Origin of the sequence: Streptomyces sp. NPDC014801, from assembly GCF_043082085.1 — a bacterium.
In the GTDB taxonomy this organism is placed as follows: domain Bacteria; phylum Actinomycetota; class Actinomycetes; order Streptomycetales; family Streptomycetaceae; genus Streptomyces.
In genome coordinates, this window is record NZ_JBIBXG010000012.1 from 183,747 (window position 1) to 205,490 (window position 21,744).

21 protein-coding genes, 1 tRNA gene and 1 pseudogene are annotated in these 21,744 nt (G+C 72.6%); 10 read left to right on the forward strand and 13 right to left on the reverse strand.

Annotated elements, in window-relative coordinates; genetic code table 11:
- Positions 1–71: 71 nt before the first annotated feature.
- The 3 genes from ACF1AL_RS28620 to ACF1AL_RS28630 are packed head-to-tail and all read right to left on the reverse strand — an operon-like array spanning position 72 to position 3,444.
- A complete protein-coding gene (locus ACF1AL_RS28620) occupies positions 72–956 on the reverse strand; it encodes an SDR family oxidoreductase (RefSeq protein ID WP_391707342.1) in 885 nt (294 codons plus the stop codon).
- Positions 953–1,891, reverse strand: a complete 939-nt coding sequence (locus ACF1AL_RS28625; RefSeq protein WP_391828032.1) for an alpha/beta fold hydrolase — start codon at positions 1,889–1,891, stop codon at positions 953–955. Before ACF1AL_RS28625 ends, ACF1AL_RS28620 begins: the two co-directional genes overlap by 4 nt.
- A complete protein-coding gene (locus ACF1AL_RS28630; RefSeq protein ID WP_386583577.1) occupies positions 1,888–3,444 on the reverse strand; it encodes a flavin-containing monooxygenase in 1,557 nt (518 codons plus the stop codon). The genes ACF1AL_RS28625 and ACF1AL_RS28630 overlap by 4 nt, the downstream gene beginning before the upstream one ends.
- Before the next feature lie 179 nt (positions 3,445–3,623).
- Between ACF1AL_RS28630 and ACF1AL_RS28635 the strand changes: the two genes are divergently transcribed.
- Positions 3,624–4,244 carry a MerR family transcriptional regulator gene (locus ACF1AL_RS28635; protein ID WP_366835771.1) on the forward strand — a complete coding sequence of 207 codons (621 nt, stop codon included), beginning with the start codon at positions 3,624–3,626 and terminating at the stop codon, positions 4,242–4,244.
- A 58-nt stretch (positions 4,245–4,302) separates the two neighbouring features.
- Here ACF1AL_RS28635 and ACF1AL_RS28640 read toward each other — a convergent pair whose 3' ends face one another.
- The gene (locus ACF1AL_RS28640; RefSeq protein ID WP_391821176.1) at positions 4,303–5,106 is read right to left on the reverse strand and encodes an exodeoxyribonuclease III; all 804 of its coding nucleotides are present in this window, start codon (positions 5,104–5,106) and stop codon (positions 4,303–4,305) included.
- A gap of 80 nt (positions 5,107–5,186) precedes the next feature.
- Between ACF1AL_RS28640 and ACF1AL_RS28645 the strand changes: the two genes are divergently transcribed.
- A complete protein-coding gene (locus ACF1AL_RS28645) occupies positions 5,187–5,663 on the forward strand; it encodes a GNAT family N-acetyltransferase (protein WP_366835609.1) in 477 nt (158 codons plus the stop codon).
- 67 nt (positions 5,664–5,730) lie between these two features.
- On the opposite strand, the pseudogene ACF1AL_RS28650 reads toward ACF1AL_RS28645, so the two are convergent.
- Positions 5,731–5,823, reverse strand: a pseudogene (locus tag ACF1AL_RS28650) (DNA-binding response regulator); the annotation flags it as partial.
- Positions 5,824–5,879: 56 nt separating this feature from the next.
- Between ACF1AL_RS28650 and ACF1AL_RS28655 the strand changes: the two are divergent.
- Positions 5,880–6,254: a hypothetical protein gene (locus ACF1AL_RS28655; RefSeq protein WP_391821177.1), complete on the forward strand. Its 375-nt coding sequence runs from the start codon at positions 5,880–5,882 to the stop codon at positions 6,252–6,254.
- A gap of 67 nt (positions 6,255–6,321) precedes the next feature.
- Here the strand turns inward: ACF1AL_RS28655 and ACF1AL_RS28660 are convergent.
- From ACF1AL_RS28660 to galU, 7 genes are all read right to left on the reverse strand, one after another.
- Positions 6,322–6,395: transfer RNA gene (locus ACF1AL_RS28660), tRNA-Ala, on the reverse strand.
- A gap of 72 nt (positions 6,396–6,467) precedes the next feature.
- Positions 6,468–7,724 (reverse strand): gephyrin-like molybdotransferase receptor GlpR, encoded by a 1,257-nt coding sequence (gene glpR, locus ACF1AL_RS28665; RefSeq protein WP_391707355.1) that lies wholly within the window; start codon positions 7,722–7,724, stop codon positions 6,468–6,470.
- A gap of 217 nt (positions 7,725–7,941) precedes the next feature.
- Positions 7,942–8,577, reverse strand: a complete 636-nt coding sequence (locus tag ACF1AL_RS28670) for a GNAT family N-acetyltransferase (protein WP_391707371.1) — start codon at positions 8,575–8,577, stop codon at positions 7,942–7,944.
- Positions 8,578–8,597: 20 nt separating this feature from the next.
- On the reverse strand, positions 8,598–9,104 hold the full coding sequence (locus ACF1AL_RS28675; protein WP_366835605.1) for a MogA/MoaB family molybdenum cofactor biosynthesis protein: 507 nt from the start codon (positions 9,102–9,104) through the stop codon (positions 8,598–8,600).
- Positions 9,101–9,613, reverse strand: coding sequence for a cyclic pyranopterin monophosphate synthase MoaC (gene moaC / locus ACF1AL_RS28680; RefSeq protein ID WP_366835604.1), 513 nt, complete (start codon positions 9,611–9,613; stop codon positions 9,101–9,103). Before moaC ends, ACF1AL_RS28675 begins: the two co-directional genes overlap by 4 nt.
- Before the next feature lie 84 nt (positions 9,614–9,697).
- The gene (gene glp / locus ACF1AL_RS28685) at positions 9,698–11,020 is read right to left on the reverse strand and encodes a gephyrin-like molybdotransferase Glp (protein ID WP_384211684.1); all 1,323 of its coding nucleotides are present in this window, start codon (positions 11,018–11,020) and stop codon (positions 9,698–9,700) included.
- 5 nt (positions 11,021–11,025) lie between these two features.
- Complete coding sequence (gene galU / locus ACF1AL_RS28690) at positions 11,026–11,928, reverse strand: UTP--glucose-1-phosphate uridylyltransferase GalU (RefSeq protein WP_366835602.1); 903 nt, start codon at positions 11,926–11,928, stop codon at positions 11,026–11,028.
- Positions 11,929–12,041: 113 nt separating this feature from the next.
- Here galU and ACF1AL_RS28695 point away from each other — a divergent pair, with 113 nt between their 5' ends.
- Complete coding sequence (locus ACF1AL_RS28695; protein WP_384211681.1) at positions 12,042–12,653, forward strand: 5-formyltetrahydrofolate cyclo-ligase; 612 nt, start codon at positions 12,042–12,044, stop codon at positions 12,651–12,653.
- Positions 12,654–12,726: 73 nt separating this feature from the next.
- Here ACF1AL_RS28695 and ACF1AL_RS28700 read toward each other — a convergent pair whose 3' ends face one another.
- Entirely contained in the window at positions 12,727–15,573 is a 2,847-nt protein-coding gene (locus tag ACF1AL_RS28700; protein ID WP_391828034.1) for a penicillin acylase family protein, read from the reverse strand.
- Between the two features lie 213 nt (positions 15,574–15,786).
- On the opposite strand from ACF1AL_RS28700, the gene ACF1AL_RS28705 reads away from it, so the two are divergent.
- The 6 genes from ACF1AL_RS28705 (at position 15,787) to mscL (ending at position 21,713) form a co-directional block, all read left to right on the forward strand.
- Complete coding sequence (locus ACF1AL_RS28705; protein ID WP_386912787.1) at positions 15,787–17,286, forward strand: potassium/proton antiporter; 1,500 nt, start codon at positions 15,787–15,789, stop codon at positions 17,284–17,286.
- Between the two features lie 324 nt (positions 17,287–17,610).
- Positions 17,611–18,903 (forward strand): MFS transporter, encoded by a 1,293-nt coding sequence (locus ACF1AL_RS28710; RefSeq protein ID WP_366835599.1) that lies wholly within the window; start codon positions 17,611–17,613, stop codon positions 18,901–18,903.
- Positions 18,904–18,970: 67 nt separating this feature from the next.
- On the forward strand, positions 18,971–19,282 hold the full coding sequence (locus ACF1AL_RS28715; protein WP_366835598.1) for an FmdB family zinc ribbon protein: 312 nt from the start codon (positions 18,971–18,973) through the stop codon (positions 19,280–19,282).
- A 77-nt stretch (positions 19,283–19,359) separates the two neighbouring features.
- On the forward strand, positions 19,360–20,202 hold the full coding sequence (locus ACF1AL_RS28720; RefSeq protein WP_366835597.1) for an S-methyl-5'-thioadenosine phosphorylase: 843 nt from the start codon (positions 19,360–19,362) through the stop codon (positions 20,200–20,202).
- Positions 20,203–20,432: 230 nt separating this feature from the next.
- Complete coding sequence (locus tag ACF1AL_RS28725) at positions 20,433–21,107, forward strand: RcpC/CpaB family pilus assembly protein (protein WP_391828140.1); 675 nt, start codon at positions 20,433–20,435, stop codon at positions 21,105–21,107.
- 150 nt (positions 21,108–21,257) lie between these two features.
- The gene (mscL, locus tag ACF1AL_RS28730; protein ID WP_391660752.1) at positions 21,258–21,713 is read left to right on the forward strand and encodes a large conductance mechanosensitive channel protein MscL; all 456 of its coding nucleotides are present in this window, start codon (positions 21,258–21,260) and stop codon (positions 21,711–21,713) included.
- Positions 21,714–21,744: the final 31 nt, after the last annotated feature.

The window sequence follows — 21,744 nt, forward strand, 5'->3', positions numbered from 1 at the left end:
GGTGGGTGAGTCGGTGACCCCCGAAGGGGCCTCGACCAGATTCACACGGGCGGTGACCCTGCGCATGTCGATCAGTTACGCAGCGTGGTGCGCTCCTGCTCATCGGCCGCGCCGCCCGCGCCGACGAGCCCCGTGCGCATGCCCTGGAGCCGGTCCGCGAACCGCCGCATCTCCCGCTGCCCCACCGTGCCGATGACGCCCGGCAGATACCCCCGCACGCCCTGCATCCCGCGCAGCCACCACTGCCCGTACACATGGCTGGAGCGGCGCTCGATGCCCGCGACGATCCGGTCCACGGCCGGGCCCAGCGGATACGTCTTGTTCGACGGCCAGGGCAGCCGCTGCCGCAGCTCCCGCATCACCTCGTCCTGGTCGGCGCCGCGCACCATGTCCGTGTCGGTCCACGACAGATACGCCACCCCCACCCGCACGCCCTTGTAGCCGACTTCGGCGCGCAGGCTGTGCGCGTACGCCTCCACGCCCGACTTGGACGCGCAGTACGCCGTCATCATGGGCGCCGGCGTCATCGCGGCGAGCGAGGCGACCTGCAGCAGGTAGCCGCGGCTCTCCATCAGCACCGGCAGGAAGGCGCGGGCGGTCACCGCCGAGCCGATCAGATTGACCTCGATCACCCGCCGCCAGGCGTCGGGGTCGGAGTCGACGAACGGACCGCCCGTCGCCACACCGGCGTTGGCGACCACGATGTCGACCTTGCCGAACCGCTCCTTGACCTCCTGCGCGACCCGCGCCATCGCCTCGTGGTCGGTGACGTCGGCGTGCCAGTACGCGCTGTCGCTGTGCAGCCGCTCGGAGACCTCCTTGAGCGCCTCCGGCTCCAGCCCGACCAGCGCGACCTTCGCGCCGCGCACGGACAGCTTGCGGGCGAGCAGTTCACCGACCCCGCGCGCGGCGCCGGTGACGACCGCGACCTGCCCCTCCAGGCTCACCTTGCTCATGCGCTCTCCTCGACCTCGGCGTGTGCGTGTACATGTGCGGCGACCAGCTCGCGGATCCTGCCGGTGACCAGCTCGGGCGCCTCGACCGGCGTCATGTGGCCGATGCCCGGCAGCTCGGTCAGGCCCACGCAGTCCGGCAGCGCGGCGGCCAGCGCGCGGGCGTGCGCCGGCGGGGTGAGCCGGTCGGCGGTGCCGGCGACGATCGCCGTGGGCACCCTCAACTCCCGGACACCGTGGTCCAGGTCGAGCGCGTCCAGCACCTGCGACCAGGTGTACCGGGCGGTGCGCGGGCAGCCGTGCACGATCCGCGCGCACGCCTCGACCATGTGCGGTGCCGAACCCGGGCCCATCGTCCCGTACTTGAGGATCCGCAGCGCGAGCGGCGTGACCGGCCCGAGCGGGGCGCGCGAGCCGAGGATGTGCCGGGTCAGCCAGGTCCGCAGCCGCCCCGCCCGGATCGGCACGACGGTGGACTGGGCGACCAGCCGCGAACTGCCGGTGCTGCACAGCAGGACGGCCGCCGCGTGCTCGCGGAACGCCTTCCGCTCCGCCGCCGCCATGACCGTCATGCCGCCCATGGAGTGCCCGGCGATCACCGCCCGCTCACCGGGCGCGAGGGTCGCCTCCAGTACGGCCTCGAGGTCGTCGGCGAGGGCGTCGGTGCTGCAGGCCGCGCTCGCCGGGCTGCGGCCGTGGCCGCGCTGGTCGTAGGCGATGACCCGGTGGTCGGCGGACAGCGCGCGGATCTGCGCCGCCCAGAAGGCGGTCGAGCAGGTCCAGCCGTGCGCGAGGACGACGGCCGGCGCGTCCGGGTCGTCCACCGGGCCGTGCACCTCCACGTGCAGGCGGGCGCCGTCGGCGGAGGTGACGGTGAGCGTGCGGGCGGGGTCCGGCGGCGCGTACGGGCCGGAGGTGACGTGGGCGGGGCGGCTCACGCGGTCACCTCCGCGGTGCCGGCGCTCTCGGTCTCCCGCGCGGGCTCCGCCGCCTTCGCCGACTTTGCCGCCGTCGCCGCCGGTGGCCGCAGGACGACGTACTCGGCGAGGTCCACCCGCCGGGTCGCCCGCCGGAACTCGCTCGTCGTGCCCGGCCAGATGGTCGTGTTGCGGCCGCTCGCGTCCAGGTACCAGCTGGTGCACCCGCCCGTGTTCCACACCGTGCGCTTCATCCGCTCCTGCACCCGGCGGTTCCAGGCGTGCACGGCGCTCGGGCGGGCGTCGAGGGCCGCCCGGCCGCCGAGGACGTTCAGCTGGCGCAGATAGTCGGCCATGTAGTTCAGCTGGGACTCGATCATCAGGATCATCGAGGAGTTCCCGAGGCCGGTGTTCGGCCCGATGATCGTCATCCAGTTCGGGAACCCGGCGGCCGCCGCACCCCGCAGCGCCTCCATGCCGCCGCTCCAGTGCTCGGCGAGCGTGCGCCCGTCGGCGCCCACCACCCGCTCGGCGATCGGCATGTCCGTGACGTGGAAGCCGGTGCCGAAGATGATCGCGTCGACCTCGGCCTCGGTGCCGTCCGCGGCGACCACGGTGGACCCGCGCACCTCGCTCAGCCCACTGGCCACCACGTCGACATTGGGCTGCGCGAGCGCCGGGTAGTAGGTGCTGGACAGCAGGATCCGCTTGCACCCGATGCGGTAGTCGGGGGTGAGCTTGGCCCGCAGGGCCGGGTCCTTGATGGCGCGGGCCATGTTGCGCTTGGCGAGCTGCTCGACGAAGCCGAGTTCGTCGGGGTGCTTGGTGAACGCCTGCACCTGCAGCTCGCGGATGCCCCACAGCAGACCGCGGCGGGCCTTGGTGGTGAACGGCAGCTGCTGGTGCAGCCAGCGCTCGGCACCGGTGATCGCCCGGTCGACACGCGGCATCACCCAGGCCGGGGTGCGCTGGAAGAGGGTGAGCCGGCCGACCTTCGGCTGGATCGACGGCACGATCTGGATCGCGGAGGCGCCGGTGCCGATCATGGCGACGCGCTTGCCGGTCAGGTCGTAGTCGTGATCCCAGCGGGCGGAGTGGAAGACCTTGCCCGGGAAGGTGTCCAGCCCCGGGATGTCGGGGATCTTCGGGTCCGACAGCGGACCGGTGGCGGAGACGACGACGTCGGCTGTCAGCTCCCCCGAACTGGTCTCGATGTGCCAGTGCAGCCGCTCGGCGTCCCAGGTCATCCGCTTCACCTCGGAGTCGAAGCGGAGGTGCGGGCGCAGCCGGAAGGTGTCGGTGACGTGCTCCAGGTAGGCGCGGATGTGCTCCTGACCGGAGAAGGTGCGCGGCCAGTCGGGGTTGGGCGCGAAGGAGAAGGAGTACAGGTGGGAGGGGACGTCGCAGGCGCAGCCGGGGTAGCTGTTGTCCCGCCAGGTGCCGCCGACGCTGCTCGCCCGCTCCAGGACGACGAAGTCCGTGATCCCCTCGCGGCGCAGCCGCACGGCGGCGCCGAGCCCGCCGAACCCGGACCCGATCACCGCCACCCGCACATGCTCGTGTTCCTGGGCCATCCCGAAGCCTCCGCGCGTTCGCTCTTGGACTCTGCCGGTCCCTGCCAGACTCTGCCAGTGAACACTGGCGCAATGGGGAGAGTAGAGGAGCTCCGTACCGATGGGTAGGGGGCGGGCGAGGAAAGTTACCGGCGGTACGCCATAGGCTTCGACCTGTGGCAGAGAAGCGTGAATACCGCATGGAGGAGCTGGCCAGGGAAGCCGGCATCACGGTGCGCACCCTGCGCTTCTACCGCGAGCGCAAACTCCTCGCCCCGCCCCGCCGCGAAGGCCGCATCGCCTGGTACGACGACCACCACCTGGCCCGGCTGCGCACGATCGCCGCGCTGCTGGAGCGCGGCCACACCCTGAACGGCATCGCGGAACTCGCCGAGGCCCTCGACCAGGGCCGCAATGTCGCCGACCTGATCGGCGTCGACACCCCCACCGAGGAGGAACCGGTCCGCCTCACCCCCGAGGAGCTCGCCGCCCGCTTCGAGGGCGAGGTCACCGCCGAGAACCTCGCCGCCGCCCTCGAACTCGGCTACCTCGGCACCGACGGCGACGAGATCGTCCACATCAGCCGCCGCCTGCTCGACGTCTCCTCGGCCCTCGTCCGCGAGGGCATCCCCCTCGCCGAGGTCCTCGCCGCCGGCGCCCGCGTCCGCGAACACGCCGACGCCCTCGCCGACCTCTTCACGGACCTGATCCTCCGCCACACCACGGAATCCGACCTCCACCGCCTCCGCCCCCTGGCCCGCAGCGTGGTGGAAGCGGAACTGTCCCTGGCCCTGGACCGCAGGATCAGCAAGCGGGACTAGGGGCGTCAGGGCGCGGCGGCTTCAGCATGCGGGGGTGGGCGCCGGCCGGCGCGGCGCGTCAGAGGTCGTACACCACCGTCACCGGTGCGTGGTCCGACCAGCGCTCGGCGTGCGTGGCCGCCCGCTCGACGTACCCCTTGACCGCCCGGTCCGCGAGCCCCGGCGTGGAGACGTGGTAGTCGATGCGCCAACCGCTGTCGTTGTCGAAGGCCCGGCCCCGGTAGGACCACCAGGTGTACGGGCCCTCGGTGTCCGGGTGCAGGGCGCGGATCACGTCGACGTAGCCGCCGTCGGCCGGGGTGAGGACGCGGGTCAGCCACTCGCGCTCCTCCGGCAGGAAGCCGGCGTTCTTCTGGTTGGCGCGCCAGTTCTTCAGGTCGGCCTGCTGGTGGGCGATGTTCCAGTCGCCGCAGACGACCACCTCGCGGCCGTCGGCGGCGGCGCGCTCGCGCAGGTCCTTCAGATAGGCGAGGAACTCGCCCATGAAGCGGACCTTCTCGTCCTGCCGCTCGGTGCCGACCTCGCCGGAGGGCAGGTAGAGGGAGGCGACCGTGACACCGGGCAGGTCGGCCTCGACGTAGCGGCCGCTGCCGTCGAACTCCGCGGAGCCGAAGCCGACGCGGACCCGGTCGGGCTCGCGCCGGGTGTACAGGGAGACGCCGGCGCGCCCCTTGGCGGCGGCCGGGGCGTGCACGACGTGCCAGCCCTCGGGCTGCCGGACCTCCTCGGGCAGCTGGTGCGGTTCGGCCCGCACCTCCTGGAGGCAGACGACGTCCGCGTCCGTCCCGGCGAGCCACTCCACGAAGCCCTTCTTCGCGGCGGCCCGCAACCCGTTCACGTTCACACTGGTCACAGTCAGCACCCCGGCACGATACCGGCACACTGGTTGCCGTCCGGAAAAGCCCGCGACCTCGCCGACCGCATAGAAGTACGATGCCCAGCATGTTTATACGTCGCGTCCCCTTCGACCACCCCGACGCCGTCAAGCTCAACGACGAGGTCCAGGCCGAGTACCACGAGCGCTACGGCGACGGCGGCGACGCCACCTTCCTCCACCCGTCGGACTTCGAGCCGCCGAACGGCGTGTACCTGATCGCGTACGACGCCTTCGAGCGGCCCGTCGCCACCGGCGGCTGGCGCCGGCAGGACGCGAACGGCGAGGGCAACCAGGACGGCGACGCCGAGCTGAAGCGGATGTTCGTGGTCGCGGACATGCGCGGCCGCGGGCTCGCCCGGCGCATGCTGGCCGCCCTGGAGGAGGACGCCCGCGCGGCGGGCCGCATCCGCATGGTCCTGGAGACCGGCACCAAGCAGCCCGAGGCGATCGCCCTGTACACCTCCAGCGGCTACGAGCCCTGCGAGAAGTTCGGCTACTACCGGCACTACCCGGAGAGCCGCTGCTACGCGAAGGCGCTGTAGTTCGGATCAAGCGGTCCGCAGCGGGGACGGGTCGGACGGCGCTTCCCCGGGGCGCCGCCGTCGCCGCTCACTCGCGCAGGAACGCCAGCACCGCCAGGACGCGCCGGTGCACGTCCTGCGCGGGCGGCAGGTCCAGCGTGGTGAGGATGCTGCCGAGGCACCCGCCGGTCCCTGCGGAGCGCCGCCGTCCTGGCCATCGGCACCGGCGGCAACGGCGTGTACGTCACCCCGGCCAATGCGCCGGGCGCCCCGGTGGAGCGGATCGACGTGCGGGTGCGGGCCGGCACGGACCCCGCGGTGGTGGCGGCAGGCCGGGTGGCGGAGTTCACGGCGCTGCGGCCGGCGGGTGCCACGCGCGCGCAGGTTCTGCGGCTGGCGGCGGTGGAGGCGCTGACGGTGGTGGCGGCGGGCGCCCTGCTCGGCCTGCTGGTGACCGTCGTCACGCCGGCCGGTACGGGTGTCGCCCTGCGGCTGCTCGCGGCGCCGGCGGTGGCCGTGCCGTGGGGAGCGCTCGGCGCGGCGACGGGGGCGTGCGCGGCACTGGCGGTGGCCGCGGCGACGGTCACGACGGCGGTGGCGCTGCGGCGTTGAGGGAACGTCCGCGGGGGAAAAGGCGAGAGCCCCGGCGATCGTGATGATCGCCGGGGCTCTCATTGCGTGGACCTGAGGGGATTTGAACCCCTGGCCCCCTCGATGCGAACGAGGTGCGCTACCGGACTGCGCCACAGGCCCTTGCAACGAGTGAAACTTTAGCATCCCCCACGGCGTGCTCGGAAATCCGCTCCGGGACGGCCGGGAGCGGGGTCACTCGTTGGCCGCGCGCGGCCGGTCGCCGTCCTCGTACTGGTCGAAGAGGGGGGTGCGGCCCCGCTCGCGCGCCCGGCGCGCGGAGGCCGCGCGCCGTGCGTCGGTGCGGCCGTCGGCCGCGGGCTTGTCGTCGGCGCCGGGGTGCGCGGCCTGCGCGCCGGCGTCGAGCGAACCGTCGTGCGCGGCGGCCGGCTGGTCCTCGCGGTGCTCCGGGGCCACCGCGCTGGAGCGTGCCGAGCTCCAGGCGTCCGGGGCGCCGAGGTCGACGTCGGCCGTGGCGCGCGGGGCGACCGGCGCGGTGACGTACGTCGGCAGGGGGACCGGGACCGGGTCCCAGCTGTCGCCCTGGCCGGGCCGCCGCTGCCGCTCGCGCTGCTGGTCGACCCACTCGGCGTGGTCGGTCTGCTCCACCAGGGCCCGCCGGTCCGCGGCGAGCGCGGACAGTCCGGTGTCGGTGGCGGAGTCGTGGGCCTCGTCGGGCTCCTCGGCGCCGGCGTGCGCGCCGGTGTCGACGGGCGTGCGCCGGCGCGGCTGGCGCTCGCGCAGCCGCTGGGCGGCGACCTCGGCCCGGCGGCGGTCCATCTGGTAGGCGAAGCGGCGGCGCTCCTGCCGGCGCAGGTAGGCGATGTAGGTGCTGAGCATCACGGCGGGCACGCCGGGCGCCCACAGGAACGCCAGCCCGCCGACCGCGGCGACGATCGCGCCCAGGGTGAAGGCGAGGAAGAGCATCACGGTGGTGCGCCGGCGCCGGGCGAGGACCTTCGAGCGCCGGGCCCGCGCCTCGGCCGCCTGCGCGGAGGGCGCGGGGGACGCGGACGGTGCGCGCCGGGCCTGCGGCACGCGGGCGCGCGCCGGTGCGGGCTCGTGCGCCGGCTCGCTCTCCCGGGCGGGCTCCGCCCCGTCGTACTCGGGCTCGTACTCGGGCTCGGGTTCCGGCTCGTGGGCCTGTACCCGGGCCGCCGCGTGGGTGTGCGGGCGGGTCGGGGGTACGGCGAAGGCCCGGACGTCCACCGAGTCGGTGACGGCGTCCGGGTCGGCGAGGTCGGGCTCCCCGTCGTCGGTGGAGCGCGCCCGCAGGTCCTTGGCGTACCGGCGCTCCATGCCCGCTCGTCCGGACAGCAACCGGATGGCGGTGCTGAAGCGTTCCGTCGGACGGGCCTCGTTCAGCTCGTCCTGCCTACGGAGCCACATGGGCACCAGGTAGGCGGCCCAGGCCCCGACAATGACTGCGTAGATGAGGCCGCTGCTGCTCACGTCTCACACGGTAGAGGGGTTTGCGTGAGGCCATCCGCCAATTGAGCCGGTGTGTCGCACGATCTGGCTGATATTTCGAGCTTTTTTTGTGACCGATGCGATCAGCGGGCCACTTCACGCCGGAATTTCGCGCCCCGAGACGGTCAACAGCCGATCAATTTCGAACACTTATTCAATTTCCGCAGGTGAACCGCTCCGACTGGCCGTGACGCCCCGGCTAGCCGTGATTCTCCCGCGTGTTCCGCGGGCCGGCCGACGAGCCGTTGCGCGTGCGGGTCCGCCGCCAGCGCGCGAGCAGCCCTTCGGGGACTTCCTCGGCGGTGAGCGCGAAGACGAGATGGTCGCGCCAGGCGCCGTCGATGTGCAGATAGCGGGGGCGCAGCCCCTCCTCGCGGAATCCGAGTTTCTCCACCACCCGGCGGCTCGGCGTGTTCTCGGGGCGAATGCACACCTCGATGCGGTGCAGGCCCACGGCGCGGAAACAGTGGTCCACCGCCAGCGCCACGGCCGTCGGCATCACCCCGCGCCCGGCCACCGCCTCGTCCACCCAGTAGCCGACATGGCCCGAGCACATCGAGCCCCAGGTGATCCCGGCGACCGTCAACTGCCCGACGAGCCGCCCCTGGTACTCCACGACGAACGGCAGCATCCGGCCCGCGCGCGCCTCCCGGCGCAGATGGCGCACCATCTGGCGGTAGGTCGGCCGGTGCGCGATCGGGCCGGTCGGCGTGGGCGGCGGGATCGTCGCCTCCCACGGCCGCAGCCAGTCCCGGTTGCGCCGGTTGACCTCGCGCCAGGCCCGCTGGTCGCGCATCCTTATGGGCCGCAGGACCACATCGCCCTCGGTCAGCACCACGGGCCAGGATGAACCGTTCAGCTCGCACCCCCACTGCCGGTGCCGGGTCTCGGGTGGTCGCCGCCGCGGATCTGGTCGACGGCGTGCGCCAGCAGCGGCTCCAGGACGGCCAGGCCGTCCTTCACACCGCCCGTCGAACCCGGCAGGTTGACGATCAGGGTCCGCCCGGCGACGCCGGCCAGCCCCCGGGAGAGCGACGCGGTGGGCACCTTGTCCCGGCCGAACGCCCGGATCGCCTCCGCGATGCCCGGCACCTCGTAGTCGATCACCGCGCGCGTGGCCTCCGGCGTGCGGTCGGTGGGCGAGATGCCCGTGCCGCCGGTGGTGACGACGACGTCGTAGCCGTCCTCGGCGGCCGAGCGCAGCGCATCGCGCACCGGGTCGCCGTCGGGCACCACGCGCGGGCCGTCGACCTCGAAGCCGAACCGCCCCAGGCCGTCGGCGATCAGCGGGCCGCCCCGGTCCTCGTAGACCCCCGCGGCGGCCCGGTTGGAGGCGGTGATCACCAGGGCGCGGTAGGTCATGCCCGGCTCCAGTCGCCCGACTTGCCGCCCGTCTTCTCCTCCACGCGCACGTCCGTGATGACCGCTCCCTTGTCGACCGCCTTCACCATGTCGATCACGGTGAGCGCGGCGACGGAGACCGCGGTGAGGGCCTCCATCTCGACGCCCGTGCGGTCCGTCGTCTTCACCGTCGCGGTGATCTCCACGGCGTCGTCCGCGACCGACAGGTCCAGTGTCACACCGGACACCGACAGCGGGTGGCACAGCGGGATCAGGTCGGGGGTGCGCTTGGCGCCCATGATGCCCGCGATCCGCGCGGTGGCGAGCGCGTCGCCCTTGGGGACGCCCTCGCCACGCAGCAGCTCGACCACGCGGGGCGAGACGAGGACACGGCCGCTGGCGCGGGCGGTGCGCGCGGTGACGTCCTTGCCGGACACGTCGACCATGCGGGCGGCGCCCGCGTCGTCGAGATGCGTCAGGTGGTCCTGCACGGGGGTGCCGGGGGTCTCCCCCCGGTTGGGCACTGTCATGGTGTGGCGCTCCCGGTCCGGGCCCGCGCGGTGCGGCGCGTGGGCCTGTGTTGTGCGCGACACGGTACCTCGGGGCGGGAGCGCTCAGCCGAGCAGGACGACCTCGACCTCGTCGCCGGGAGCGACGGACTCGGTGTCCTCGGGCACCACGATCAGCGCGTCGGCGTGCGCGAGGGCCGCGATCAGGTGGGAGCCGGCGCCGCCCACGGGGGTGACCGTGCCGTCGGCGTAGGAGCCGCGCAGGAACTGCCTGCGCCCCTTCGGCGAGGTGAGCGGACGGTCGGCGGACAGGGTCGCGGTGGCCGTCGGCCGGTGCACGTCCTGAAGGCCCATCAGGGTACGGATGGCGGGGCGGACGAACAGCTCGAAGGAGACGTACGACGACACCGGGTTGCCCGGGAGCGCGAGCAGCGGGGTGTGGTCGGGGCCGATGGAGCCGAAGCCCTGCGGCTTGCCGGGCTGCATGGCGAGCTTGCGGAACTCCACGCCGCCGCCCGCCTCGTCCTCGTCGCCGACGTGCGACAGGGCCTCCTTGACGACGTCGTACGCGCCGACACTCACGCCGCCCGTGGTGACCATCAGGTCGGCCCGCACGAGCTGGTCCTCGATGGTGGAGCGCAGCGTCTCGGCGTCGTCGGCGACGGCGCCCACCCGGTAGGCGATGGCGCCGGCGTCGCGCGCGGCGGCGGTGAGGGCGAAGCTGTTGGAGTCGTAGATCTGGCCCGTCGCCAGTTGCTCGCCGGGCTGGACCAGTTCGCTGCCGGTGGAGAGCACGACCACGCGCGGGCGCGGGCGGACGCGCACCGTGGCGCGGCCGATCGCGGCGAGCAGGGCGATCTGCGGCGGGCCGAGCACGGTGCCGGCCGCCAGGGCGCGGTCGCCGGCCTTGACGTCGCTGCCCGCCGCGCGCACGTGCGCGCGTGCCTCGGCGGGCCGGTACACGCGTACGTGCCCCTCGGCGCCCTCCGGGGCGAGCGCGCGGGCGCGCATGCCGGTCACGGGGCCCTCGCCGAGCCCGCCGTCGGTCCACTCGACCGGGACGACCGCCTCGGCGCCGGGGGGCAGCGGCGCGCCGGTCATGATGCGGGCGGTCTGGCCGGGTCCCACGTGCAGCAGGCCGGACTGGCCGGCCGCGACGTCCCCGACGACCTCCAGGACCGCCGGGAACTCCTCGCTCGCGCCCGCGACGTCCGCGACCCGCACCGCGTAGCCGTCCATGGAGCTGTTGTCGAACGGCGGCAGGGACACCGGCACGGTGACGTCCTCGACCAGGACGCAGCCCTGGGCGTCGAGGAGCTGCAGCTCGATCGGTTCCAGAGGGCGGACGGTGGTGAGGACGTCCTCCAGGTGCTCGTCCACCGACCACAGATGGTCGGGGCCCGGGGTGCGGGACGCGGCGCTGCTCAAGGTGGCTACATCTCCTCGGTGACGTAACTGCGGAGCCAGGTCCGGAAGTCCGGGCCCAGGTCCTCACGCTCGCACGCGAGCCGGACGATGGCCCGCAGGTAGTCGCCGCGGTCGCCGGTGTCATAGCGGCGGCCCTTGAAGACGACGCCGTGCACGGGGCCGCCGACCTTCTCGTCCTCCGCGAGCTGCTGGAGGGCGTCGGTGAGCTGGATCTCGCCGCCGCGGCCCGGCTCGGTCTTGCGCAGTATGTCGAAGACGCCGGGGTCGAGCACATAGCGGCCGATGATCGCGTAGTTCGACGGGGCGTCGGCCGGGTCCGGCTTCTCGACCAGGCCGGTCACCTTGACGACGTCGCCGTCCTCGGTGGCCTCGACCGCCGCGCAGCCGTAGAGGTGGATCTGCTCGGGCGCGACCTCCATGAGCGCGACGACGCTGCCGCCGTGCTGCTCCTGGACCTCGATCATCCGCTGCAGCAGCGGGTCGCGCGGGTCGATCAGGTCGTCGCCGAGGAGCACGGCGAACGGCTCGTGGCCGACGTGCGGGGCGGCGCACAGAACGGCGTGACCCAGACCCCTGGGGTCGCCCTGGCGGACGTAGTGCATGGTCGCGAGGTCGCTGGACTCCTGCACCTTGGCGAGCCGCTCGGCGTCGCCCTTCTTCTCCAGGGCGGACTCGAGCTCGTAGTTGCGGTCGAAGTGGTCCTCGAGCGGGCGCTTGTTGCGGCCCGTGATCATGAGGACGTCGTCGAGGCCCGCGGAGACGGCCTCCTCGACCACGTACTGGATCGCCGGCTTGTCGACCACCGGCAGCATCTCCTTGGGCGTGGCTTTGGTGGCCGGCAGGAACCGGGTACCGAGGCCTGCTGCGGGGATGACAGCCTTGCTGATCCTGGGGTGCGACTGGGTCATGCCCGCCACCTTAACCGGTGTCCGGGGCGGAACATTCAGCTCCGGGACATTGGCGCTCATATGAGCACAAGAGAACGGTACGGGAGCGACAAGTGGGCGGAAACGGGCCGGGTATGGGGCCAGGGGCAGAGCCGGACAAAAGGGCGGTACGACGGAGGTTCCTGGCCGCCCGCGCGGCGCTCACCCCGGCCGAGGTGACGCACGCCGCGGCGGCCCTCGCCGAACGCGCCCTGGATCTGCCGGAGCTGGCGCACGCGCGCACGGTGGCGGCGTACGTCTCCGTCGGCGGTGAACCCGGCACCCTGGCGCTGCTGGACGCGCTGCGCGCGCGGGGCGTGCGCGTCCTGCTGCCCGCGCTGCTCGACGACAACGACCTGGACTGGGGCGAGTACCACGGCGAGGACTCGCTGGCCCGGGTGCAACACGGCGGAAAGATGGCGCTGTTCGAGCCCGCCGGCGAGCGGCTCGGTCCGGAGGCGGTGACCGGTGCGGACGTCGTGCTCCTGCCGGGCGTCGCGGTCGACGCGCGCGGGATGCGCCTCGGGCGCGGCGGCGGGTCCTACGACCGGGTCCTCGCGCGGCTGGAGCGCGCGGGCGCGCATCCCGCGCGCGTGGTGCTGCTGTACGACACGGAGGTCGTCGCGCGCGTGCCGGTGGAGGAGCACGACCGGCCGGTGCACGCGGTGGTCACCCCGTCCGGGGTGCGGCGCTTCTCCGCGCCCTGACCGGGCGGCGTCCGCCGCGAACGGCGAAGGGCCCCCACGCGTGCGTGGGGGCCCTTCGCCGTGGTTCAGCCGGTCACGGCTTCAGCACGAGCGAGTCGCTGGTGCTCTGGTCGACCGCGTCCCGCGAGAACGACCACGGCAGCAGCTCGCCCTTGGCCCACTTGTCCGTCTGGTCGGTGTAGTGGGCGCTGTAGGCGTGGCCGGACGCGCCGGAGAGGTTGATCCACTTCGACTTGTCGAGGTTGTCGAGGTTGACCACCATCCGCATCGACGGCACCCACACGACGCCGTAGCCGCCGGCGGCGTTCCAGCCGGTGGCGTTGACCGCCGCCTCGCCGCCGCTGAGCTTCCAGGGCCCGCGGTTGAGGACGTACTTGAGGATGCCGGGGCCCTCGGTGCCGAGCGTCTGGTTCTTCAGGAACAGGCGGTGCAGCCGGCCCCAGCTCCAGGTGTCGATGTCCTTGCCGAGCTTGGCGGTCAGCTCCCAGCGGGCGTCGATCATGGCCCGCTTGAGCAGCTCGTCGCGGTTGTGCGCCGCGGGGCGCGTGCCCGACCTCGGGGCCGTCCACCAGTCGCTGTCCGGCTTGTCCATCAGCGTGCGGACCACCTCGAACCAGCGGTCGCCGCCGTCGGGCTGCGCCTGGTCGGGGTCGCGCTGCCCGCACTCGCGGACCTTGTTGGTCTCGTCGACGGGCCCGGTGGTGTTGACCGGGTCCACCCACAGGCACTGGCCCTCGACGCGCAGCTCCTTGGGCAGCTTGTTGCCGAAGGCGAGCTTGAGGACGTTGCGCCACACGGAGTTGAAGTACGCGGCGGCGGCCGAGTCGGCGTCCTGGGTGTAGTCCCAGCCCTCCAGCAGCTCCTGCGCCCGGCGGACGTCCTTGTCGCCGACGTCGATCTTCAGCAGCGTCGGCACGAGCAGCTTGGCGATCTCGCTGCTGTTGTCGAGCTGCATCTGGCGCATGTCGTCGGTGGAGATCTTGCCGCCGCCCTTGATCTTGGACTCGATCAGGTCGGCGATGCGCTGGCTGCGGGTGCCGTAGCCCCAGTCCGTGGTGAGCGTGTAGGGGTACTTGTCCTGGTCGACGACGGCCTGGTTGGCGGTGACGACGTAGCCGCGCTCGGGGTTGCGCTCGTAGGGCAGCTTGTCGAAGTCGATGTAGCCGGTCCAGCGGTACTTCGGGTCCCAGCCCGGGGAGGGGATCGAGCCGTCGCCCTTGCCGCGCGTGGGGATCTTGCCGGGCAGCTGGTAGCCGATGTTGCCCTTGGCGCCCTTGCTGTCGGCGTAGACCAGGTTCTGCGACGGCACGTCGAACAGCTTCGCCGCGGCGCGGAAGTCGTTCCAGCCGGTGGCCCGGTCCATCGCGAACACGGCGTCCATGGAGGTGCCGGGCTGCAGGGCGGTCCACTTCAGGGCGATGGCGTACCCGTCGCCCCGGTCGGGGGCGGCGGTGTCGACGGTGGCCTTCTTGCCGACCTGGACGAGTTCGTCGTCGCGGTCGGACAGCAGCGGCATGCCGTCCTGGGTCTGCCGGACGACGATCTTCTTGGTCTCGCCGCCGGCGACCTTGATGGTCTCCTCGCGGGTGACGAACGGCCTGATCTTGCCGTCGTACAGGTAGCCGTCGCCGGTGACCTTCTCCAGGTACAGGTCGGTGACGTCCACGCCGGAGTTGGTCATGCCCCAGGCGATGTCCTGGTTGTGGCCGATGACCACACCGGGCATGCCGGCGAAGGTGTAGCCGGTGACGTCGTACGGGCAGGCGGCGGAGACGCTGCGGCAGTGCAGGCCCATCTGGTACCAGACGGACGGCAGCGAGGCCGACAGGTGCGGGTCGTTGGCGAGCAGCGGCTTGCCGGTGATGGTGTGGTCGCCGGCGACGACCCAGGAGTTGGAGCCGATGCCGTTGCCGTTCACGCCGACGGCCGTGGGGACGTTGTCGAGGACCTTGTACAGGCCGGCCAGCTGGCTCTGCAGGCCCGCGCCGGACGCGGAGCCACCGGAGCCCGTGCCGGTGCCCGTGCCACTGCCGGTCCCGGTGCCGCTGCCCGTGCCGGAGCCGGCCGGCGAGGAGCCCGAGCCGCCGCCCGTGCCGCTGCCGGAGCCCGAGCCCGAGCCCGAGGAGCCGCCGCCCGGCCCGAAGGAGCCGGTCAGCTCGTTGTACGTGCCCTCCTGGACGATCGCCCGGTGGCGGTCGTAGGGGTACTGCGGGTAGAGGTCGGCGATCTGCTGCGGGCCCAGCCGGCTGGTCATCAGGGCGCGGTCGATCTCGTCCTGCATGTTGCCGCGCAGGTCCCAGGCCATGGCCTTGAGCCAGGCGACGGAGTCGACGGGCGTCCACGCGGCCGGCTTGTAGTCGTTGCTGAAGCCGAGCGCCGCGTACTCCAGCGAGATGTCCTCGCCGTCCTTGCCCGCCAGGTAGGCGTTGACCCCCTTGGCGTACGCCTGGAGGTACGTCTTGGTCGAGGCCGACAGCTTGGTCTCGTACTCCTGCCGGGCGACGCGGTCCCAGCCGAGGGTGCGCAGGAAGGCGTCGTTGTCGATCTGGCTCTTGCCGAACATCTCCGACAGCCGGCCGGAGGTCATGTGCCGGCGCACGTCCATCTCGTAGAACCGGTCCTGCGCCTGGACGAAGCCCTGCGCCATGAACAGGTCCTCGGCGGAGGACGCGTAGATCTGCGGGATGCCGTAGCCGTCGCGCTTGACGTCGACGGGGCCCGACAGTCCCTTGAGGGTGATCGATCCCTTGGTCTGCGGGAAGGACGCCCGGACGGTGCTGACGGACCAGTAGCCGCCCCAGCCGATGCCGCCGATGACCGCCAGCACCAGGAGGAGCACGATCAGTCGGGCTTTGCGCCCCTTCTTCCTGCCGGACTTGCCGGGCTTGTGACCCGTTGTGGCGGTGGTGTTGGGGGGCATCGCTGTCCTTGCTGTCCTAACGCGAGCGGCAGGTTCGGCTGTGCTTTTAACTGAGCGCTGGAGCAACCATAGGCGCAGGGCCCGATGGCACTTGACGCGGAGTCTGCAACCAGCCGGGGCAGGCGTTCGATCTTGCCTCGAAGAGTGTCAAGAAATCGTCAAGAGTTAGGTAAGGTAACGAAGTAATCCGACCATCGCAGAGAGGACCGGCCGCTGACTGTCCACCACCTCAACCAGCTCCTGCTCGTCTGCTCGCTCGTCCTGCTCGTCGCCGTGGCGGCGGTCCGGATCTCCTCGCGCAGCGGCCTGCCCAGCCTGCTCGTCTACCTGGCCATCGGCATCCTCATGGGCCAGGACGGCATCGGGCACATCCACTTCAGCAACGCCGAGATGACCCAGGTCATCGGCTACGCCGCCCTGGTCGTGATCCTGGCCGAAGGCGGTCTCGGCACGAAGTGGAAGGAGATCAAACCGGTCCTGCCGGCGGCCACCGCGCTGGCCCTGGCCGGAGTCGCGGTGAGCGTGGGCGTGACGGCCGCGGGCGCGCACTACCTGGTCGGCCTGGAGTGGCGGCAGGCACTGATCATCGGTGCGGTGGTGTCCTCGACGGACGCGGCGGCGGTCTTCTCCGTGCTGCGCAGGATCCCGCTGCCCGCGCGCGTGACGGGCACGCTGGAGGCGGAGTCCGGATTCAACGACGCCCCCGTCGTCATCCTCGTCGTCGCCTTCTCCACCGCCGGACCCGTCGAGCACTGGTACGTCCTGATCGGCGAGATAGCGCTTGAGCTGGCCATCGGCGCGGCCCTCGGACTCGCGGTCGGCTGGGCCGGCGCCTGGGGCCTGAGGCACATCGCGCTGCCGGCCTCCGGCCTCTACCCGATCGCCGTCATGGCGATCTCCGTCACGGCCTACGCGGCGGGCGCGCTCGCCCACGGCAGCGGCTTCCTCGCGGTGTACCTCGCCTCGATGGTGATGGGCAACGCCAAGCTGCCGCACTGGCCCGCCACCCGCGGCTTCGCCGACGGCGTCGGCTGGATCGCGCAGATCGGCATGTTCGTGCTGCTCGGCCTGCTGGTCACCCCGCACGAACTGGGCGACGACATCCTGCCCGCCCTGATCATCGGGCTCGTGCTGACCATGCTGGCGCGCCCGCTCGGCGTGGTGCTGTGCCTGCTGCCCTTCCGCGTGCCCTGGCGGGAGCAGGCCCTGATGTCCTGGGCCGGCCTGCGCGGCGCCGTCCCCATCATCCTGGCCACCATCCCCATGGTGAACGGCGTCGACGGCAGCCGCCGCGTCTTCAACATCGTCTTCGTGCTGGTCGTCGTCTACACCCTGATCCAGGGCCCGACCCTGCCGTGGCTCGCCCGCACCCTGCGCCTGGGCGAGGACACCGAGACCGCCGACCTCGGCATCGAGTCCGCCCCCCTGGAGCGGCTGCGCGGCCACCTGCTGTCGGTGGACGTCCCGGAGGGCTCGCGCATGCACGGCGTCGAGGTCAACGAGCTGCGGCTGCCGCCGGGGGCCGCCGTCACCCTCGTGGTGCGCGACGGCACGTCCTTCGTGCCGCTGCCCACAACGGTGCTGCGCCGCGGCGACGAACTCCTCGTCGTCACCACCGACCCGGTGCGCGACGCCGCCGAACGCCGCCTGCGCGCGGTCGCCCGCGGCGGCAAGCTGGCCGACTGGCTGGGGACCGGGGACGGGGAACGCTGACACGCTCCGGCCGGCCGGCCTTGCGTTGAGCGGCGTCTGCCGGGCGCGTGTCGGTCGGCCTCGGTTTGAGTGCCGTTCAATCGCAGGTCACGAGCGCGACGGTGGGCAGTTTCACAGGGGGCCGGCTGCCCGGCCCTGTATCATGAAGGCGCACCCCTAGATCGAACCAACTCTGCCTGACGCAGAGCTGGCGCGACCGTATGGCGGCCAGCAGCCCCCCGATGTGGGCGCCGGCATCTACCGCAGTCCGCGCAAGAGGACAGCTCTCGGCGCACGGCCCCTCACCAGGGCGCCGCGCTACCAGGCGGCGGAAAGGCACGGGCCGTGGCATCCACGGTCACCTCGGAGAAGAACAAGGCGGCGACACAGGCCCGCCCGGGATACGGCCGGCTGCTGCGCACCCGCGGCGCCTGGACCTTCCTGCTCCCCGGCTTCGCGGCACGTCAGCCGTTCGCGATGCTCACCCTCTCCATCGTGCTGCTCGTGCAGCACACCACCGGCTCCTACGGCGCGGCCGGCGCCGCCGCGGCGGTCACCGGCGTGTCGATGGCCCTGTTCGCGCCCTACAGCGGCCGCCTCGCGGACCGGTACGGCCAGCGGGCCGTCCTGCTGCCCGGCGTCCTCGTGCACGCCCTGGCCGGCCTCACCCTCACCGCGCTCGCCCTCGCGCACGCGCCCCTGTGGGCGCTGTTCGTGGCGGCCGTGCCGACCGGCGCCTCGGTGCCGCAGATCGGCCCCATGGTGCGCGCCCGCTGGGGCGTGAAGCTCAAGGACTCCCCTCTGATGAGCACCGCCGCCGCCTTCGAGTCCGTCACCGACGAGCTGACCTTCGTCGTCGGCCCGCTGCTGGCGACCGCGCTGTGCACCGCCGTCGCGCCCGCCGCCGGCCTGATGACGGAGGCCGCCCTGACCCTGATCGGCGGTCTGCTCTTCGCGGCCCAGAAGAGCACCCAGCCCGCCGTCCACGCCGACGGCGAGCACGCGCGCGTGCGGCACGCCTCCGCGCTGCGCGTGCCCGGCGTGCGCGTGCTGATCGTGACGTTCCTCGGCATCGGCTCCGTCTTCGGCGGCATGCAGGTGTCCCTGGCCGCGTTCACCGAGTCGATCGGCCGGCCCGGCCTGAACGGCGTCCTCTACGGCGTCTTCGCGGCCGGCAACATGATCTCCGGCCTCGTCTGCGGCGCCATCGCCTGGAAGGTGACCCCGCAGCGCCGCCTGCTCGTCGGCTACGCCGGCCTCGCGCTCACCGCGTCCGCCCTGTGGACCGCGCACTCGGCGCTGCTGCTCGCCGGGCTCGGCCTGCTCGTCGGCATGTGCATCGCGCCCGCCCTGATCACCGGCTACACCCTCGTCGAGGGCCTGGTGCCGGCGGGAGCCCGCACCGAGGCGTTCACCTGGCTGACGGGCGCGGTCGCGCTCGGCCAGGCCGCCGCCGTCACGGTGGCCGGACAGCTGGAGGACCGCTTCTGGGGCGGCGCCGGATTCCTGGTGCCGATGGGCGGTACCGTCCTCGCGCTGGTGACCCTCCTGGCGCTGCGCTCCCGCCTGGCGACACACCCGCGCGGCCGTACCGTCGCGCGTGGCGTGGGTCACCGCGTGCCGGTGACAGTGGACTGACGCCGGGGAATGCGTCACTATGGTTCGTCGTTAGCACTCATTGAGTGAGAGTGCCAGGAGGAAGACAGTGCCCACCTACCAGTACCAGTGCACCGAGTGCGGCGAGGGCCTCGAGGCGGTGCAGAAGTTCACCGACGACGCCCTGACCGAGTGCCCCAACTGCAAGGGCCGCCTCAAGAAGGTGTTCTCCGCGGTCGGCATCGTCTTCAAGGGCTCCGGCTTCTACCGCAACGACAGCCGCGGCTCCTCGTCGAGCAGCTCGCCGGCCTCGTCGTCGAAGTCGTCGTCCTCCACCTCGACCTCTTCGTCTTCTTCGTCGTCCTCCTCGGACGGCGGCTCCTCCTCGGGCAGCGGCAGCTCCGCCAGCACCGCCGCCTGAGACCTGACGCGTACGGACCCTGTCGTCGACCCGACGGCAGGGTCCTCGGCGTTCCCCCGCGCGGTTAGGGTGCGGGCATGGTGAACAAGGCGAACGCCGAGATCGGCGTGATCGGCGGCTCCGGTTTCTACTCCTTCCTCGACGACGTGACCGAGGTCCGGGTGGACACCCCCTACGGTCCGCCCAGCGACTCCCTCTTCGTCGGTGAGATCGCCGGCCGCCGGGTCGCGTTCCTGCCCCGGCACGGCCGCGGCCACCATCTGCCGCCGCACCGCATCAACTACCGCGCCAACCTGTGGGCCCTGCGCTCCGTCGGGGTGCGCCAGGTCCTCGGGCCGTGCGCGGTGGGCGGCCTGCGCCCCGAGTACGGGCCGGGCACCCTGCTGGTCCCGGACCAGCTCGTCGACCGTACGAAGTCCCGGGTGGGCACGTACTTCGACGGGCTGCCGCTGCCGGACGGCACCGTCCCGAACGTCGTGCACGTGTCCCTGGCCGACCCCTACTGCCCCACCGGGCGCGCGGCCGCGCTGAAGGCGGCCCGGGGGCGCGACTGGGAGCCGGTGGACGGCGGGACGCTCGTCGTCGTCGAGGGCCCGCGCTTCTCGACGCGTGCGGAATCGTTGTGGCACCAGGCGCAGGGCTGGTCGGTGGTCGGCATGACCGGTCACCCGGAGGCGGCGCTCGCCCGTGAGCTGGAGCTCTGCTACACCTCCCTGACCCTGGTCACCGACCTGGACGCCGGCGCCGAGACCGGCGAGGGCGTCTCCCACGACGAGGTGCTGCGGGTGTTCGCGGCGAACGTGGACCGGCTGCGAGGGGTTCTCTTCGACGCGGTGGCGGCCCTGCCGGGGAACGAGGAGCGGGACTGCCTGTGCACGACGGCGCTCGGGGGGATGGATCCGGGGTTCGCCCTGCCGTGACGGGGTGTGGGGGTCGGGGGGCGTAGGGGGCCGGGGGGCGTAGGGGGCCGGGGGCGTAGGGGGCCGGGGGCCGGTGGCGCTTCGGGGGTGGGGAGCGGCTCGTTCGGGTGAGCGGGTTTTCCACAACCGGTGGGTAGTCCACGGGTGTCTGCGGGCTGCGGGGCGAAACCTCATCGTGGGTGGCGCAAGCAGTAGCTCTCGCCTCAGGTGGTGGTCCCGTGTCCGCGTCCTTGTTCCCTGTTTCGCCTGCTTCTGGTGCTTCCGTTGGTTCCGGTACTCCCCCGCCCCCTTCCTTTCCGCGCCCGGCCGGTGACGACGTGCCGCCGACGTGGGAGGTGCCGCCGTTCGCGCCGGTACGGGTGCGTGGTGTGCGGTACCTGGCACACCGGCTGGCCCGGCACCGGCGGCGGGCCGTGGCCGCGGGACTTGCCGTGACGGCGGCCGCGCTGGTGGCGGCGGGACCGCGGGAGACGCCGGACCGGGTGCGGGGACATCCGCAGGCGCGGCCCTCCTCCGCTCCGGCCGTGGCTCCGGCGGACGCCTCGTCGGGGCGTGCGGCTGGTGCGGCTGGTGCGGCTGGTGCGGCTGGTGCGGCTGGCGAGACGGTGGCGGCGCCGGTGCGGATCGCCGATGCCGGTACGGTCCGTCTGCTGCGGCCGGGCGACCGGGTCGACGTCATCGCCGTCGAGGACGGTGCGGGCGGTGCGGGTGGCGAGCGCGGTGCGGCCGGCGCGGCCGATGGCGCGCAGGTCGTGGCTCGCGGTGCGCGGGTGGCGCGGCTGCCCGAGGACGTGGACGACGTGGCGGGCGGCGGTGCGCTGGTCGTGCTGGCGGTGCCGCGTGCCACGGCGGCGCGGCTGGTCGGGGCGAGCGCGACGGCACGGCTGGCGGTGACGTGGTGCTGAACCGCCTGGTCCGACGCATGATCGGCCGCTTGCGCGACTGTTTGTCAAGTAGCTCGATCGAGTTACCGGATTGGACATGCCTCCCTTGGCCTGCCGTAGGTTGCGGAGCGTTTTACTCCACATGCCGTAAGGACGAGGAAAGGCTCCGAGGTGAGCGAGAAGAAGGACACGGGTATCTGGGAGGGCTTCAAGGCCTTCCTGATGCGCGGGAACGTCGTCGATCTGGCAGTGGCGGTGGTCATCGGCGCCGCCTTCACCAACATCGTGAACTCGGTGGTGAAGGGCGTCATCAACCCGGTGGTCGGGGCGATCGGCACGCAGAGCCTGGACAACTACAGCTCCTGCCTGACCGGGAGCTGCACGAAGGACGAGGGCATCCGGATCCTGTGGGGTTCCGTCCTCGGCGCCACGCTGAACTTCGTGATCACCGCCGCGGTCGTGTACTTCCTGATGGTGCTGCCGATGGCGAAGTACCTGGCCCGCCGGGCGGACCGCGAGGCGGCCCGGGAGGGCACGAAGGAGGTCATGGAGGTGACCGAGCTGGAGGTCCTCAAGGAGATCCGCGACACGCTGGTCGCGCAGCGGACCGCCGGGCGCGGCGAGTAGGACGCCGAACGGACGGCCGGGCCGGCCTCGC